The organism is Reichenbachiella sp. (genome assembly GCF_039944555.1).
Lineage (GTDB): Bacteria > Bacteroidota > Bacteroidia > Cytophagales > Cyclobacteriaceae > Reichenbachiella.
Genome location: NZ_JBDUYN010000006.1, coordinates 158,331 through 175,714, shown reverse-complemented (window position 1 = coordinate 175,714; position 17,384 = coordinate 158,331). Strand labels below are relative to the sequence as shown.

10 protein-coding genes are annotated in these 17,384 nt (G+C 41.6%); 7 read left to right on the top strand and 3 right to left on the bottom strand.

Annotation, left to right across the window (positions count from 1 at the left end):
- The first annotated feature begins 48 nt into the window (after window positions 1-48).
- The 4 genes from ABJD64_RS05495 (at window position 49) to ABJD64_RS05480 (ending at window position 4,920) form a co-directional block, all read left to right on the top strand.
- On the top strand, window positions 49-1,398 hold the full coding sequence (locus tag ABJD64_RS05495) for an NfeD family protein (protein WP_348179617.1): 1,350 nt from the start codon (window positions 49-51) through the stop codon (window positions 1,396-1,398).
- 5 nt (window positions 1,399-1,403) lie between these two features.
- Entirely contained in the window at window positions 1,404-1,586 is a 183-nt protein-coding gene (locus ABJD64_RS05490) for a hypothetical protein (protein WP_348179616.1), read from the top strand.
- Window positions 1,587-2,609, top strand: a complete 1,023-nt coding sequence (locus ABJD64_RS05485) for a DUF3667 domain-containing protein (protein ID WP_348179615.1) — start codon at window positions 1,587-1,589, stop codon at window positions 2,607-2,609.
- Window positions 2,610-2,706: 97 nt separating this feature from the next.
- Complete coding sequence (locus tag ABJD64_RS05480) at window positions 2,707-4,920, top strand: tetratricopeptide repeat-containing sensor histidine kinase (RefSeq protein WP_348194959.1); 2,214 nt, start codon at window positions 2,707-2,709, stop codon at window positions 4,918-4,920.
- On the opposite strand, the gene ABJD64_RS05475 is transcribed toward ABJD64_RS05480, so the two are convergent.
- Window positions 4,913-5,791: a response regulator gene (locus ABJD64_RS05475; RefSeq protein ID WP_348179613.1), complete on the bottom strand. Its 879-nt coding sequence runs from the start codon at window positions 5,789-5,791 to the stop codon at window positions 4,913-4,915. The two genes, ABJD64_RS05480 and ABJD64_RS05475, sit on opposite strands and share 8 nt — an antisense overlap.
- A gap of 262 nt (window positions 5,792-6,053) precedes the next feature.
- Between ABJD64_RS05475 and ABJD64_RS05470 the strand changes: the two genes are divergently transcribed.
- The 3 genes from ABJD64_RS05470 to ABJD64_RS05460 are packed head-to-tail and all read left to right on the top strand — an operon-like array spanning window position 6,054 to window position 13,368.
- Window positions 6,054-6,824, top strand: coding sequence for a Ser-Thr-rich GPI-anchored membrane family protein (locus ABJD64_RS05470; RefSeq protein WP_348179612.1), 771 nt, complete (start codon window positions 6,054-6,056; stop codon window positions 6,822-6,824).
- Between the two features lie 10 nt (window positions 6,825-6,834).
- Window positions 6,835-12,135 (top strand): FG-GAP-like repeat-containing protein, encoded by a 5,301-nt coding sequence (locus tag ABJD64_RS05465; protein WP_348179611.1) that lies wholly within the window; start codon window positions 6,835-6,837, stop codon window positions 12,133-12,135.
- 42 nt (window positions 12,136-12,177) lie between these two features.
- Window positions 12,178-13,368, top strand: coding sequence for a caspase family protein (locus ABJD64_RS05460; protein WP_348179610.1), 1,191 nt, complete (start codon window positions 12,178-12,180; stop codon window positions 13,366-13,368).
- 443 nt (window positions 13,369-13,811) lie between these two features.
- Here the strand turns inward: ABJD64_RS05460 and ABJD64_RS05455 are convergent, their stop codons facing one another.
- Both ABJD64_RS05455 and ABJD64_RS05450 read right to left on the bottom strand, forming a co-directional pair.
- A complete protein-coding gene (locus ABJD64_RS05455) occupies window positions 13,812-16,391 on the bottom strand; it encodes a TonB-dependent receptor (RefSeq protein ID WP_348179609.1) in 2,580 nt (859 codons plus the stop codon).
- 21 nt (window positions 16,392-16,412) lie between these two features.
- The gene (locus ABJD64_RS05450; protein ID WP_348179608.1) at window positions 16,413-17,312 is read right to left on the bottom strand and encodes a FecR domain-containing protein; all 900 of its coding nucleotides are present in this window, start codon (window positions 17,310-17,312) and stop codon (window positions 16,413-16,415) included.
- Window positions 17,313-17,384 lie beyond the last annotated feature (72 nt).

Below are 17,384 nucleotides of genomic sequence, written 5' to 3'. Positions count from 1 at the left end.
TATGGCAAATAATAAATATCTTTCAGGCAAATCTAAAAGTAATCCTTGATGTATAGACGTCTACTTGTTGTAATCTTACTATTCTTAAGTTCTACTGTGGTCAGTCAGGCACAAGATAGTACCTCGACAAAACCACTGGTGTTTCTGATGAAATTGGATGCTGACATAGATCCGCGAACCAACAGATACACAGAGCTGGCATTGGAAGATGCCGTAGAAAGAAATGCCGATTATGTGGTCATAGAGATGGATACCTATGGTGGAGCCCTCAACGACGCAGATGATATTCGCACCAGAGTGTTGGAATTTGAAAAACCCATTTACGTTTTTATCAATAAGGATGCCGCATCTGCCGGAGCGTTGATATCCATAGCCTGTGATAGCATATATATGGCAAAGGGTGCAAGCATAGGAGCTGCTACAGTGGTAACCCAGGATGGTGCCGCAGCCCCGGATAAGTACCAGTCATACATGCGCTCCATTATGCGCTCAACTGCCGAAGCGAATGGCAGAGATCCCAAAATTGCCGAGGCGATGGTAGATCAGGATGTGGAGGTGGATAGTATTTCTACAGAAGGAAAGGTAATCACGTTCTCTACCTCAGAAGCTATCAAGCATGGATTTTGCGAAGCCGAGGTCAAAGGTCTTGATGAAATCATGGATCGGTCCGGAGTAGCTGAATATGACTTGTTTGAGTATGAGTTAACCGCTTCTGATAAGATAATAGACATTTTTATTAATCCGTTCGTAAGCGGTATTTTGATACTGGTGATTCTAGGAGGTATATATTTTGAATTGCAGACTCCAGGTGTTGGATTTCCAATTCTAGCCGCTTTGATTGCACTGGTTTTATATTTCACCCCATACTATTTGAATGGTTTGGCGGAGAACTGGGAAATCATCATTTTCTTTTTGGGTGTGGTGTTGCTTGCGGTAGAGATATTTGTGATTCCAGGATTTGGAGTTGCCGGGATATCCGGCATCACGCTGATGATGGCGTCTTTGATCCTGGTGATGCTCAACAATGACTGGTTTGATTTTTCTTTTGTGCCTGAGGGCGAGTTGACGACTGCCATGTTAGTAGCTTTTTTAGCTGTGGCAGGTGCTTTCGTTGTTATGTTCATTGGTGGAGTTAAACTGACCGAGTCGAGAGCGTTCAAAAGAATTGCGCTTGAAACTACACTTGATAAAGCTGACGGGTATACGTCAAACTTTAAAAAGGAGAGCTTTATTGGTAAAAATGGCATTGCTTATACCATTTTACGCCCGAGCGGGAAAGTAGAAATAGACAACGAAATTTACGATGCCTATACACGAGGAGGGTACATCGAACAAGGTACTGATATTGTAGTGATTGCAGAAGAAGGCACCTCACTCAAAGTAAAAGCTGTTTCCTGATTCACATGACAAGAGAAAAACTATTGAAGATCATCTATTGGACGCTCTTTAGCGGAGCTGTTATATTTCTGTATTTCAGTCTGCGTACGCAGTATTATCAATTAGAATATAGCTTGGTAGCTCTGGCCTTGTGGGGTGGAGCTTTCTTTTTGAATCGATTTGTCAAAAAAGAGGACGCTTCAGAATAGATGAGAGCACTACGAAAGACTAGAAAATGTTTGAATTGCGGAACCCCACTTGACGAAGTATATAACTATTGTCCCAATTGTGGTCAGCAAAATGATGACAAGAATGTTTCCTTCAAAGATTTGTCCAGGGACCTTTTTGAAAATTTTTTCTCTTTTGATTCCAGACTGGCTCACACCTTCGTTCCGTTTTTTTTCAAGCCAGGCCATCTCACCAATGAGTTTAACAAAGGGAGGCGATTTACTTATGCCAATCCCATTCGGTTGTACATTATCGTTAGTGTCTTTTACTTCTTTGTTTTGAATGTAATAGTAGGAGATGCCACTCGTGAGTTTGATGCAGCCATGGATTCACCTGAAGCTGATTCGGTGCAAACAGCTGTTTTAGCAGAATTGGACTCTTCCGATATCAATATAGACAATGGTCCTGTTCAATTCAATATGGCGAGCGAAGACAGTTCTCAGCTATGGCCTATGAATAATGGGCAATGGCAGTTGTTTTTTGAACTTAAAGACAGAGATGAATTAAGCGAAGATCAGTTTTTTGATTCTCTTCGAGTTGAAAACAGACATGCCTTTACCCAATATACAGTCAGGCAAATCATTCGTGTATATAAAAAAGACAAGGAGCATCTGACTTCGAAGATTGTTCAGAACCTCTCCTTGATGATGTTTATTATGATTCCTGTTTTTGCCTTACTGTTGAAGCTACTATACGTAAGGAGAAAGATTCTCTATATCAATCATCTTATTCATACGATTCATATCCATACGTTTGCTTTTTTTATTTATGGAATGACCATGGCGATTGCGTATTGGGGTGTTGATAGTGACAATCTTCGAGGTTGGATGTTTTTTGGATCGGTGGTTTTGGTGTCCACTTATGCTTATTTGTCTTTTAAAAATGTATATGGACAGAAGTGGTTCAAAACATTGATCAAATTTTGGTTGACCGGATTAATTTATTTTTATGTGGTGATATTTGCATTGTTTGTGGAGATGTTTGTTTCGTTTTTGGTTTTTTGATCGCTACCTTAGAATACTATTATTATGAATATGCATGAGAGAGAAACGGTTAATTATACAGCCTTCTAAATTGTTAATACACCGATTAGGTTTCATATTGGTTATTTTTCTATTAGTTATTTCTACAAGCACTTTAGGACAAAATCGATCAGAAATTGATTCACTTCTTCAGGTTGCATCAACTGATATTCCCGATAAGGATAAAGTAGATATCTACGTGGCAATTGCTAGGCAGTATTCAAATACCGATTCAGTCAATACAACTACATACGCCGATCAGGCTATAAAACTAGCTGATCAAATTTCGTATCATGAAGGAAAGGCCCAGGCATTGTACCAGATTGGGTGGGTGACCATGATCATGGGACATTATACGGAAGCAGAGCCGTATTTTGAGCAAATGCTTGCTTTAGCTAATACCAACGACTACAAAAAGGAAAAAGCAGATGCTCTAAATGGTATAGGACAAATCAATAGCTACCTGGGCAACTTGGAGAAAGCGTTGGAGTCTTTCTTTCAATCACTGCAATTGAGAGAAGAGTTAAAGGATAAATCCGGAATATCCGGAAGTCACAATAATATCGGCATGCTCTATATGCACAAAGGTAATTTTGAAGAAGCCTTAAAGCATTATTTGCAAACGCTTGAGGTCCGAAAAGAATTGAACGATAAGCCAAACATAGCTTTGGTATCCACTAACATAGGCATTATTTATGAAAAGCTTGGCGAGTACGAAAAAGCCTTAGACTTTCAATTGGATGCCCTTAGACTTGCCAAAGAAGTTGGATATACCCGAACAATGGCAATAGCAGAAACAAACCTTGGGCATCTCTACGCCGAATCTGGTAAATATCAGCGGGCCGTTGAGCACCTGCATGAGTCGATGAGATTAATAGAACAAATGGGTTCAGAATCAAATAAGCTGTACCCATTATTGATTTTGGGACGCACCCACTACAAGATGGGGCAATATGGCTTGGCACGAAAATATATTTCACAAGGAATTGAGTATGCCAAACAAACAGGCCTGATATCCAGTATCCAAGCCGGCTCAGAACAGTTGGTGTTGGTTGAAGAAGCAGCTGGTAACTACAAAGCTGCCTATGAAGCACATGTTCTTTATAAACAAATGCAGGACAGCCTAAATAATGAGGATGTAACCAAAAGAATCACCCGATTGGAAGCCGAATACGAGTTTCAAAAGGAAAAAGACTCAATTCAATTCGAAAATGAGAGATCATTGATGGCTAAAAACACCGAGATCCAATTGCTCAATGAGAAGGAAAAAGTATCGCGCTTGCGGATGTTGGGTTTTGTTGGTTTTTCTGCCTTTATCATCACCATTGGCTTTTTCATAGCCAGGTCTAAGGTCCGGGCCAAGGAATCTCAGGCCATAGCGTTGAGAGAGATCGGTGCTTTCAAAGAAGCCATGACCGGCATGATCGCTCATGATCTCAAAAACCCGTTGAGCATTATTTTGAATAATAAGGATGTAGATAAGAATCAGCGTACAGCCAGGCAGATGCTCCAGCTCATCAATAATATGCTGGATGTGCAGAAGTTTGAAGCCGCACGAATGCCATTGGATCTCAAGATGGTAGATTTAGAGTCGTTGGTCACATCTGCCAGGAAGCAAGTAGAAATGCTGGCCGGCCAGAGTAATATTAAAATAACAGTTGATACCCAATCTCTTCAGGTGAACGCTGATCATGAAATTTTGGAACGGGTATTGGTCAACCTTTTGACCAATGCTATCAAATACTCTCCGCTCAACAGCGAAATAAAGGTATCTGTTAGAGAAAAAGAGGGTCAAGCTGAACTGTCTGTAGTAGATGCAGGTAGCGGAATTGCCGAAGAGGATCAGGAGCTGGTCTTTGAATCTTTCGGACAATCCGATCCCCGGATGTCCGGAGGAGTGGGGTCCACCGGATTGGGACTTACCTTCTGTAAGCTGGCAGTGGAGGCTCATGGCTCCCGATTGGATCTGGTTTCTGATAGGGGAAGGGGTACCACTTTTTCTTTTAACCTTGACTTGTTTTCCAAAAGTGAAATGGAAGCCGCAGAAGTCAGGACGCCACAATTGTACCTGACTATGTCGGCAGATGAACAACAAGCTATAGCTGCTTGCATCCCCAAGCTCAAATCGCTCAACCTATATCAGATCAGTGAAATCGAAAGGGAATTAGAAGTTTTGAAAGGCAGTTCTGATAGAGTTATCAATGATTGGGTAGATGCTGTATTAGACGCAGCCTACACTGGGAATGGTCAACGCTATGAAGAGCTGCTGAAAGAAGCTGAACGACTCAATTAAGTTGCATTAAAAAATCTCTCAGACTTTCTTCTTCTTTGATATCCAATCTCTTTTTGAGCCGATACATCGCTGTACGGATGCTGGCAGGAGTTACGTTGAGTAAATTGGCGATTTCCTTCGTGTCCATACCGAGTTTCAAATAAGCACAAAGCTTCAGATCCTTTTGCGAAATATCATCACCCTTTGCTAGTAGAGATTGAAAGAAATGTGGGTGTACCTCTTCAAAATGAAGTTTGAAAGTGGCCCAGCTGTCATCGAGTTCTAAATGGTGATGAAGCCTCTTTTTAATTTGGTTAATGTGAGTCAAAAGCGATTCCTCTTTCGAAGATCGATCGGTATCTTCTATCGGCTTGGCTAGCTCACTGAGATCGTCATGAAAACGTTGAATCACGCTGTTTTTTTCTACGATCAGCATGGAGGTGGTACTGAGTTTTCGGTTCTTCAGGTCGATCTCATTGGAAAGTAGTTGTTTGATTTCTTCTTGCTGTCTCTTTAGTCTTAGGGTAGAATTTATACGTGCCTTCAATTCTACGAAATCAATCGGCTTGCGCACATAATCCCAGGCACCAGCTTCAAGGGCCATTTGAAGATTTTCCGAGCTGGTCATTTCTCCGGTTGCCATGATTACAGGAATATCAGCCGTATCTTCATGTTTTCGAATCGAACGCGTGGCCTCTAAACCATTGAGTTCAGGCATGTCCCAGTCCATTAAGATCAAATCTGGCTTTTCTAACTTGGCGACCTCAAATGCTTCTTTTCCATTACCAGCACGAAAAACCTGCCATTCATACTCGTTCTTATTGAGGTGATCTACAATCAGCCGTACGATATCTGGCTGGTCATCGGCAATCAAAATACTACTCTTTCTCATAGGTGGATTTAAATGAGCTAAAGGTAACCTAATTTCTTTTTTTAAACCTCAATTCAACATCGTAATGTATAGCGTGATACTTTGTCTATACAATATAGCACACCTGTTATACTTTGTCTATGGCTGTTGTTTCCGGTTTCATTTCACCCACTGCAGTTTTGCATAACTGCCTTTCTATTAAACCATAATACTAAAATTTTCAATCAACGAAATAGGGTAATTGCAAGATTCCCTGTAATAGCAGAAGAAACTAAAGAAAGCCATGGAAAAAAAAGAAAAACCAAAGCAATGGAAGTTGCTGATCGCCTTGTCAGTGCTATTAGCCTTATCAGGGCAAATACACGGACAAAATCTAAAAATAAGCTCTGTATCGTTAAAAGGCGATGATGTGATCATCAACTATGACCTTTTAGATGAAAACCTCCAGCATAAATACACCCTGAGTTTGTATAGTTCGCAGGACAACTTTGTTCAACCACTGAAAATGGTGGAAGGAGATGTTGGCATCGATCAAAAGATTGGTGGAAACAAGCGGGTAGTTTGGCATGCCAAAGATGAACTCGGAGAGCAGTTCAAAGGAGATGTTTCTCTTGAAGTCAAAGGGAGAATTTATATTCCATTCGTTACCCTGAATAATTTTGCCGATATCAGCTCAATCAAAAGGGGGAAAGACTATAATGTCACCTGGACGGCAGGTCGTGGTAGTAATGTGCTGACCTTCGACGTGTTCGATAAAAAGGGGGAAATTGTCCACACCTATACGAACATTGCTAATGTCGGTGAATATCAAATGCAAATGCCTAAGGATGTTAAGCCAGGTAAAGATTACAAGATTAGAATAACCGATCAGAAGAATAAAGAAGACGTAGTTTTCACACCAAATTTTAGCATTAAAAGGCGTATTCCGCTTTTTGTTAAAGTAGGTCTTGCTGGGCTCATAGCATCTGCTATTTACCTTACGACCAGTAATATACAGGGCGAATCGGCCCCTGGAGAGGTACCATTATTGCCAGATCCTATCACTCCATTTTAAAATCTAGAATATGATGAAGACATACATAACAGCTATACTATTTTTTATCGGGAGCATCACAGGGCTATACGGTCAGGTGGTCGTAGATGAAAATTTTGATGCTTCTAATAGCAATTGGGCAGGATCTTCCGGTTCAGGTGGTACATATTGGCAGTGGGGAGACCCTATAGGGACACTTATTAACGATGACAATGGAGTAGGCGGGAACGCATGGGTAATTGGATTAGCTGGAGATTTCAATATTCAGGAATTTGAAGCTATCTACCTAACCTCACAGGCCTATAACCTTTCCAGCGTCTCTACTTCCGGATTGGTCTCAATGGCCATTTACCGCGATTTGGGAACTTTTAACGGTGGCTTTGAAGATTTAAATGATGCCGTAGGTTTCCAGTACAGCATTAACGGAGTTGATTGGAACATTCTAGACGCAAGTGGGTCAGGAACCAATTGGTACAACGATGCGATGATTGGTGGATGGACACTTAATTCAGGGGGGTGGGTGACTGCAACGCACGAACTTCCTGCTGAAGTTTTAGGTCAGGCTTCTGTGCAATTTCGATTTATCATGTTTTCAAATGCCCCAACTGGAGCTTATGGGAAGGAGGGGTTTGCCTTTGATGATTTTCAAATCCTTTCAGGAAACACTGGCACGGATATACTCACTATGTCTGTATCAGGAGAATTATTTACTTCAAATGTTGATAATGCTTCCAAAACTGTAACGCTATTTGTGCCTGATGGTACAGATGTCACCAATTTATCACCAACTTTTACGCTTTCTTCCGGGGCTACGTCGAGTATTACTTCAGGAACACCTCAGGATTTTACTTCTCCGGTTACATATACCATTACCGCCGAAATCACCAGCATTGCTGAGGCCTGGACTGTCCAGGTGGTGAACCCAACACCGACGATCAGTCTTTTCCCGAATTCAGGAAAAGAAGGAACTGTAGTTTCGATTTATGGAAGAGGCTTTAGCAGCACTATAGCCGACAACAGTGTCTCGTTTGGAGGAGTGAGTGCTACCGTAACTTCTGCGAGTACAAATAAGCTGGTAGTGGCTGTACCGGCAGGAGTCAGTTTAGGTATTAATGAAGTAAGCGTTTCTTCTAACGGACTCAATTATTTCAGTGAACCAAACTTCACAGTAGTTTCTTCCGGAACTTCAGGTGTATTCACTGATTACAAGCTAAGTGATTTTGATCTGGCCATATCTAAGGCTATTTCATTAGAGGTCGCCGATTTTGATGCAGACGGAGATTTGGATTTTGCCTATGATGACGGAGCAACACTGAAGATCGCCACCATACAAGATGGAGGTATTGTCAGTACTGTTTCCGTGGCCAGTGGTAGATCTGTGACCACAACCACTTTGATTTTAGAAGTATCAGATGTAGATAAGAATGGCTACCCGGATATCATAGCGGGAGGAGCTAGGCTAGGATGGTTCAAAAATAATGGAGATGGTACCTGGTCTACGGAAAATATAATTGATGGAAGTGCTTCCTCTACATCGGTTATTGTTTTCGATGCCGATACTGATTTTGACGAAGACATCATTTCTGGTACATCACTTTACAAAAATAGAGGTGATGAAACATTTGGTCTGTCCAATGCAACGATTCCCGATGCTTCTGGAGTTCCCATTGACTGGGATGAAGATGGTGATATCGATTTGATCACTTATGGAGAAGATGACATGACATTTGATCAATCCATTCTTCTATTGATAAATGACGGCGCCGGTTCTTTCACGAGCAGTACACTAACTACTACTGGCTTATCACAGATAGGAGGTGTGCAAGTAGGTGATTTAGATAATGATGGCGACCATGATTTTGTGTATGCTGATTTGAATCAGGGTGCAAGTACAAATGCTATAGGCTATATCCTAAATAACGGCGATGGAACCTTTGCTACTGAAGTCTCTATTGCGGCAGGCTCCACTCCTCAGAATAACAAAAAATTACAACTGGGAGACCTCAATGGTGATGGGTTTTTGGATATTGCCAGGACTACAGATGATGGATTTGGAAATGGATGGTTTTATGTCTACATGTCTAGTGCAGCACTTACCTATTCGGAGACAGAATTGGATGGTAGTATAGCTGGTCAGGACGTTGAACTGATAGACATTAACAAGGATGGTGACTTAGATCTCTTGCAGGAAGCATCTGCATCAGGAGGCTATTTTCCATTGTATGTTCAAGGAAGCACAGATTTAAACATCGCAAGCTTTTCTTTTGCGGAGCAAACAGGACCTGCCAATATCAATGGTACCGCGTTCACCGTAGATATTGAGGTGAACTCGGGAGCAGATCTTACCGCTTTGACCCCGACCATTGGACTTCCGTCCGATGCAGTTTATGTCAATCCCGCTTCTGAAGTAGCTAACGATTTTTCAAGTACCGCTACATATACCGTTAGGACGGTGGATAATCGATCGGCCACTACTCAGGATTGGGCGGTTACGGTTACTCAAGTACCTTCAGTGCCGGTTCCTTCCGCAAGTTCGGTCGAACAAACTACAGTTTCCATTTCATGGTCTGAGATTGGATCGGCAGCCACCTATGAATTGCAACTCAGCGAGGCACCAGATTTTAGCACAGTGGTTAGTGGTTATGATCCATTGGTGATCAATACTGGGGCAGGGGCAACAGCGAATGCTTCTCCAGCAGATCTGTCAGCCGGTACAACTTATTATTATCGGATAAGAGCTAAAAACGCAAACGGAACCGCTTCGGCATATTCATCCGGAGCATCTTTTCTCACCAAACCAGCTACTCCAACGGCCTTGCCAGCAACAAACATTCTAACGAATTCATTTGTTGCCAATTGGAGTGCAGTGACTGGTGTCACAGGATATGTACTTGAAGTATTTGATCAAAATGATAATTTGGTTTTCACAACCAATACTACAGCAACCAATGTATTGGTAGATCAGGACCAAAGTGGAAGTGCTCTGATCCAGGGAACATTGTATAAGTACTCGGTTTATTCGAGTAACGCCACGGGAAATTCACCGAAATCCAACGTGATTTCTGCCACTTCAAATATTCCACCCAATGGGTTGACATTGGATGGAGGATCAGTGGCTGAAAATCAAGTGGTGAGTACTTTCGTAGGAACATTAATCACCGAGGATGATGACGACCCCACCGGACCGTTTACCTACCAATTAGCTGGTGGTACAGGTGATGCTGATAATGCCTCCTTCGCCATTGATGGAATTAATTTGGTGACCAACGAAGTTTTTGACTTCGAGAGTAAGTCGAGCTATTCAGTTAGGGTTCAGACTACCGACCCTAAGGGAGCAACCTTTTCGTCCCAGTTGTCAGTAACGGTTACTAATGCCAATGACGTGCCTTCAGCTATTTTTCTGGAAACATCGGCCTATAATCTTACAGGATATGACCCTGAATTCACTGGAGTTGGGATCTTTTCTACCACCGATGAAGACGCGGATGATAACAACACCAATATAGCGTTGGAGTTGACTCAGGGGGGTGATTCTTTTGAAATAGCACAAAATCCGAATAACGGAAATGAGGTGACCTTCCTGAGAACTGGAGCAGGAGTTCAGTTTACCAATGAGGTGGATCTTGTAGTCCCAATTACTGTGAAAGCAACGGATAATGAAGGAGCCAGTATTACCCGGAGTTTTGAAATTACGGTTAAAGCTTTTGTTGATACCGAGCCGCCTGTTTTTGAGCAATTTACTCCACCTAATCCAACCACATTCCTGATTGGAGCTGATTATGATAGTTTGGCATTGACGGCTAAGGTCGCTGACTTTAGAATTGGAGAAGTTCGATTATACTCCAGACTGTTAAACGAAGCAGAGTTTACTAGTAAGGTATTAGTGGAAGATCAGGGCCTATATACAGACTCTGTTGGAAGGGATGACTTGGGGATTGCCGGAATTGAATATTATTTCGAAGCCATTGATCAGGAAGGAAATAAAAGTATTTCAGAACCCAAAAACCTGGCACTTGCCTTTCCTGCAGAGGGAGAAAATGCGCCTAAAGTTGAGTCTGTTACCAAGTTTGGAAGAACGGTCGATAGCTATCAGATCATTTCGATTCCATTTGCTTTCAACGACCCTACAGCCAAAAGAGTGGATGCCATTTTTAATGAATACAATGGAGATCAGATCAACAGGGAGTACCGAATCATAAAATGGGATGCGACCAGTGGCACTAACGGTGAGCTAGTCAATTTGGATGCATCATCTACTATCGAATTGGGACAGGGCTACTTCTTTATCTCATCCAAGGAAAGACAGATTACGATCGAGCGTGCAAATATCAATTTGCAAGATCCATTCCCTCTTGAGTTGAAACAAGGATGGAACCTGGTAGGGAACCCGTACAACTTGAATATTAATTGGACATCCGTGCGATCCAACAATAGTGCTAATGATATTGTTGGTCCGTTAAGGGTTCTGAATCCTGAAGACCCGGAAACATGGCCGGAAAGCGATGTTTTAAAAACATTGGAAGGGGCATTCGTCTTTTCTTCACAAGATATCATACTAAATGTCAGCTATACGGATGCCTCCATCTCTTTCGGTGGTGGAAGAGTGCGAGATCAAGTGGACGAGGCGGAGTGGTTTCTGCCCATCACGCTCAAACAAAAAGGAGACTTTAGAAAAGGAGGCATCGGAATGGATAGCGGTGCCAGCACAGCGCTTGATAAATATGATGAAGTTGTGCTCCCAAAATGGTTAGAGTATTTGGAGATGGCTTTTCTTCATCCGGGAGAAAAATTCGAAAAATACAACAAGGACGTAACCATGTCAATGGATTCAAAAGTTTGGGAATTTGACGTCTCATCCAGCAGCAATGGATCCTCTACTTTGGAGTGGGATGAGTATGAATCTCAGGTGACGAACCTTAAACTTTATGATGTGCAAAAAGGTATTGTAATTGATATGACAGAGCAATCTTCTTATCAGTTTGAATTAAGTGAAACTGCCAGGTTCAAAATTCTATACAGTACTGATCCAAGTAAAACATTTGATTTCGACCAGGTAGCACTGCTCAATCCTTATCCAAATCCGTTTGAGCATGCATTCACCTTACCATTGCACATTCCGAAGAGTAATGGAGAGCAATCCATACAGATCAACTTATTGGACATCAATGGAAGAGTCGTTTGGGCCGGAGAGCAAAAGGAGATACTGGCTGGCACACATAACATTGAGGTAGAAAGACCCATTGGCCTGAAATCAGGTTTGTATTTTGTAAAAATGAGCCTGTTCAGCCAATCAGATATCAATGTGCAAACGAAACGGATCGTACTGAAATAATGATCCCATAATGAAATTGAATAAAGAATAGAATATACACACATGAAAAATATTTTAGTAAACTTTTCGATAACTGTTGTGTTGGCCTCCATAGCAACTGTAGGCCAAACACAGATCGTATCTGATCAGACAAACGCGATCAGGTTGGACTTTGAACAATCGACTAATGAACATGGAATCACTCTGCCTGTGATTACCTGGGAGCACCCTACCAGGGAATATACCAATGCACAGGAAAACAAAGCAAATTTTGCAGCATCAATTGAGTCCAAAACGCCTTTGACTGAGGTTAAACTAACCTTGGGCAAGCAGCGAGGAGGTATGGCATTGGCGACCAAGTCTATCGAATTGCCCGAGAATACCTTGAAGTATAGGTTAGAAAAGGATATGAGGTTGATGGATGGAGAAAATGTGATAAGCCTGGTCGTGACCAATGCAGAAGGCGGGACAGTGGTTGACTACAGAAATGTATTGATTGGTCATGACGCTATTTCAAAAGCGATAGATATCAATAGGAAGGACTATGCCCTTTTTATAGGTACGGATAAATATGATCATTGGTCAGATCTGGTTAATCCGGTATATGACGTAGAAACGATATCAGGAATACTCTCTGAGAACTTCAATTTTGAGACAGAGGTATTGACCAATCCTTTACAGGATGAGTTTTTAGTAAAAATCAAGGAGTACACTCAAAAAAAATATAAGCCGCAAGACCAGCTAATGATTTTCATAGCCGGTCATGGGCATTTTGATGAGTCCTTCGGTGAAGGATATATTGTGACAAAAAGTAGTCTTGAAAAAGACGAAGCAAAAACGACCTATATACCTCACAGTGTGCTGCGTAATATCATAAATAATATACCATGCGACCATATATTGCTAGTCATGGATGTATGTTTTAGCGGAACTTTTGATCCCGTGATTGCCAGAAGCAGGTCTACTGTGTATGAAGACTTGGATGATGCTGAGCTCTTGGTAAGAAAACTGTCAAAAAAGACCAGAAGGTACCTGACCTCAGGAGGTAAAGAATATGTTTCGGACGGTATTCCTGGCCAGCACTCACCCTTTGCACAGCGATTCATTGAGATATTAAAATCAAGAGGAGGTGAAGACAGAATTATCACTTTACATGAAATTTATCCAGTCATGCAACGATTGAAGACGCTACCACGAACCGGAGAGTTTGGTCAAAATGAAAAGGACAGTGATTTTGTCTTTGTTGCGAAGTAACAAGACACTGGCTGTTTAGCGGTGGACCCTTGGGGGGCTGCCTGTTTTAGGACTTAGCAATTTTAGTAATAATAATTTAGGTGGAGCGGCAGGGGTGTAGATCCTTGCCGTTTTTTTTACTTAGCTGGTTATCATTGCTAAAGTCATTTCAGCAAGGAACCTTCTAAGAATCTAGCTCACTTTTCTTTGCAGGAAGATTCCCTCCGGGAGTGACCATAAATTTTAATGTTCGTTTTTTTAAGTCATTCCCGCAGGGAATCTTCCTTGAAAGGAAACAGGTTGTTGTAAACTGAAGACTCCCTTCGTCGGGAGTGACTGTAAATTTTTAATGTTCGTTCCCCAAGTCATTCCCGAAGGGAATCTTCCTGCAAAGAAAATAGCTCAAGAAAAACCGAAGACTCCCTCTGGGAGTGACATACTCAGATGGTGTGGACTTAGTAGAATTAAAAAAACACCCGAAAAACAGCATTAGGAGTGATACCCAGCGAATGTCTTTGGACCACCTGCTTAAGTTCAATTCCACCTTCGCCTTCATCTTCCGCTCTATAAATCATAGAAAGTGGAATTTTGCGGTCATAAAGATTTAACACGGATAGCCCAAATCGCCCCCTCCATTTGCCCTCCTTAGAGAAATTGAAGTCATATATTATTGAGACATCCAGTCGATGAAAGTCTTCCAATCGGCTACTGTTTACATCGCCGAATGTGGCAAAAGCGGTGTTACTATCATAACTAGCAATAGGCGTAAGTGGTTCTCCAGTTCTGTAGGACCACCCCAATGAAAATTGCCAATTGTTTAATTGATAAGTATTGGATATTCTGAAATTATGGGTGATGTCATTGTTACCAGGAAATGCATCGGATCGTAGTGCATCAAATTGATAGACAATATCATTGTAAGTATATCCAGCCCAGATGCGATAGTTTTCTATTTTCTTTTTGATCAAAATATCTACTCCTAATATATCGCTTGTCCCCTCTGATAACTCGATGATGGGGTTGCTAAATCCATTGGTGTAAGAAGTGAGTCCGTTTATTTTTTTAAAATAGCTGTCAGTATCGATGGTCCAGCCGTTGTAATCAACCAAAAGGCCTGCAGAGAACTGAGTGCTGCTTAGGATAGGGAACTGTTCGTCATCAGAAAGTGTCCAAAGGTTGTTTTCGAGCCTCAGTTCCGTTTGGTTAAATTCTACTAATTGACTGATGGGCTGATATCTTCTTTCGGCAGAGGCTTTTAGTCTTACAGCTTGCGAAAGTGGATACTCAAGGTTCAATCGAGGTTCTCCATAAAATTGCCCCAAAGACGAATATTGTACGCCCCGAATACCGATACTTAACAAGCCCGAATTACCAAAGGAATGCTTGTATTCTGCATACAAGGCATGAGAAGTATTAAGTTTTTGTTCTTTGCTTTCAAAATTGTCTTCTAAATTATCCGGTTCTAGCGGTTCGCTTTTAGCTATATTGATCAGTACATCGGCGTTGGTGTATTGATAACCCACAGCCGCAATATGACCGTTTGGGAAATAATGGGTGAGGTTATAATCGATACCAAAATCAGAAATCTCATTATTCCTGGTATTAGATTCCTCAAGCATGTTGTCCACGATCTCCACATTGAGATAGTCGGAGGTGTACTCAGAAAAATAGGCCTTAAGGTCATGTCTCCACAGATCGGAGCCTTGTTTTCTCCAATGAACACTTAGCCCCTTATTTTGTGTAAGCAAGTCATCATCACGTATTTCGCCACCATTTTCAAATGAAAAATCCAGACGATTCCTGGTTAATAGGCCACTGATGGCTATTTGATCGGTGTCAGATGGTTTGACCAGCACCTTAGCGTTAATGTCGTGGTAATAAAAGCTATTAGAACTTGTATTTATATCGAATTCGTCATCGCTGATTATTTCAATAACCTCATTATTGGCATTAGTTACCACGCCACTATTTTTGAAGATCTTCGTGGCATATCCGTCGTAAGTAGGAGATTTCCAAACATCAGCGTAAGACCTTCTGGCAAACAAGTAAACGGCCACTTTGTCCGAAACCGGAGCTTTGAAAAAGCCATCTACGCTCAATCCGTCAATTCCAAAACCGCCCTGAGCTTTTTTCGGTATCTCATTACCTGTAGAAATATCTATCACACCAGCTACGCGGTCCCCATAGGCTGGACTCGCTCCCGATTTGAATATTTTGGCCTTTTGCGTGGCGTAGGGATTGAAAGCCGAGAACATACCATAGAAATAGCCTGTGTTGTACAGCTTAATATTGTCCAAAAATATAAGATTTTGATCAGGGGCTCCACCACGGATTTGTATTCCTGTGGCGGACTCATCCAGACTAGTAATACCTGGAATGAGCTGAATACTTTGCGCAATATCAGGGGTGACCAGTCCCGGTAGAATGCCTAATTTGTCAGTATCTATTGAAACAGAGCCATCCTCGTATTTGTCAATACCCGTGGTGACATAGCCTAGAATGATGACTTCATCCAGAGATTCCGGACTAGGATCCAAATAAATATCTCTGCAGCGCGCTCCTAAAGGAATACTGATGGTTTGATCACCGTATCCAATATACTTGACCCGAAGACTAACATCAGTTGAGCTCGTGGATTCAAAACTAAAGTAGCCGGTAGAGTCAGTAGTAACGGCCTGTTCGGTACTGCTAATGACCGTGGCCAAAGTCAAGGGCTCTTTCGTTTCTGCGTCGTAGATGCGTCCACAAATCTGCTTATTTTGGGTAATAATGATCTGTTGGCTGGAAAGTTGTTCCAATTGCAACCCTGTTTCGTAAGAGATCACTTTCACGAGTTCATCAATAGTCACTTCCTTATAGTTTAAGGTTATTTTCATTGAACCAATGAGTTCTTTCGAATAAGAAAAAATGATATCAGTTTTGGACTCTATGTCGGATAGTACAAGTTGTAATTCTTTATCCTTATAAGACCCGGAGAGGAGCTGTTGAGAATATGCGTATTTCGAAATTGTAAAAAGCAAAAAAAAGAGTAAAACTCGTTTCATTCGAAGCTGGTTAAAGTAAGTCTATTGTAATCTAACGACCCATTCCGCGGCATCCAATTGATAATTTATTCCCATGGGCACAAGGGTAGATCGTAGTGCTTTGTCCAGATCGCTGTGAATGAAGCTTCCGGAAAACAACCCAGATAAATTTTTGTTATTCGTTTCAAACGCTACACCATATTGAATTTGTATTTCGTCAATCACTTCTGATAAAGTGGCATCTTTAAAAATGCTTATACCGTTCATCCAGCTTGGGAGGCCAATATCGGGATTCGTTCCTTCAACTTTTCCATCTGATATTTGGAGTCCTGTGCCTGCTTCAAGAATATAATGATCCGAAACTGAAGGTCCTACGTATTCCACCTTTCCTTCAAAGCAATCCACTGTAAAACGTTTAGGTCTTGCACGAATGTTGAATTTTGTGCCTAGGACTGATGTGATCCCATATGAAGTAGCTACACGAAAGCCATCCCCTTTCTCAACAATAAAAAAGCCTTCTCCCTCCAGATTAACCTTTTTGTCGTTCAACCAAAAGAATCGCTTATGACTTAGCTTTGATTCTGCATTCAATCGAACCTTGGAGCCATCAGGCAACACAATTGAAAGCTGCTCGCCGTAAGACGTCGTATACGTTTTAGATGAGAAAAGCAGTGTAGAGGCTGTCACTAAGACAGACACCGATGCGGCAATGGCCCACCGAGCCAAGGTTCTCCTCTTTTTATCAAAAACGATTTTCTCATTGACTTCGATCAGAGAATTTTCTTTATTAATTGGAGGAGCGCTAAACTTCTGGGACTCCTGATTGATGCGTTCAAAGTCCTTGAAAGCTTCAGACTGCTCAAATTCAGCCAGTTCCTCAGGGCTTAGTTCACCTGCCGCCCATCGCGCTAAAAATGTCTCGTCTGATTGATACTTTTCCATGATTCGTCAGGTCTGAATTCCTACTTAATTAATACTTGCTTTACTTTCATACAGTTGATAATGAATATACCC

What these genes read in the sequence shown, in the direction of transcription:
- ABJD64_RS05495 (WP_348179617.1), top strand. Translation starts at nt 49, where the DNA reads ATGTATAGACGTCTACTTGTTGTAATCTTACTATTCTTAAGTTCTACT.
- ABJD64_RS05470 (WP_348179612.1), top strand. Translation starts at nt 6,054, where the DNA reads ATGGAAAAAAAAGAAAAACCAAAGCAATGGAAGTTGCTGATCGCCTTG.
- ABJD64_RS05460 (WP_348179610.1), top strand. Translation starts at nt 12,178, where the DNA reads ATGAAAAATATTTTAGTAAACTTTTCGATAACTGTTGTGTTGGCCTCC.
- ABJD64_RS05455 (WP_348179609.1), bottom strand. Translation starts at nt 16,391, where the DNA reads ATGAAACGAGTTTTACTCTTTTTTTTGCTTTTTACAATTTCGAAATAC.
- ABJD64_RS05450 (WP_348179608.1), bottom strand. Translation starts at nt 17,312, where the DNA reads ATGGAAAAGTATCAATCAGACGAGACATTTTTAGCGCGATGGGCGGCA.
- ABJD64_RS05475 (WP_348179613.1), bottom strand. Translation starts at nt 5,791, where the DNA reads ATGAGAAAGAGTAGTATTTTGATTGCCGATGACCAGCCAGATATCGTA.
- ABJD64_RS05485 (WP_348179615.1), top strand. Translation starts at nt 1,587, where the DNA reads ATGAGAGCACTACGAAAGACTAGAAAATGTTTGAATTGCGGAACCCCA.
- ABJD64_RS05465 (WP_348179611.1), top strand. Translation starts at nt 6,835, where the DNA reads ATGATGAAGACATACATAACAGCTATACTATTTTTTATCGGGAGCATC.
- ABJD64_RS05490 (WP_348179616.1), top strand. Translation starts at nt 1,404, where the DNA reads ATGACAAGAGAAAAACTATTGAAGATCATCTATTGGACGCTCTTTAGC.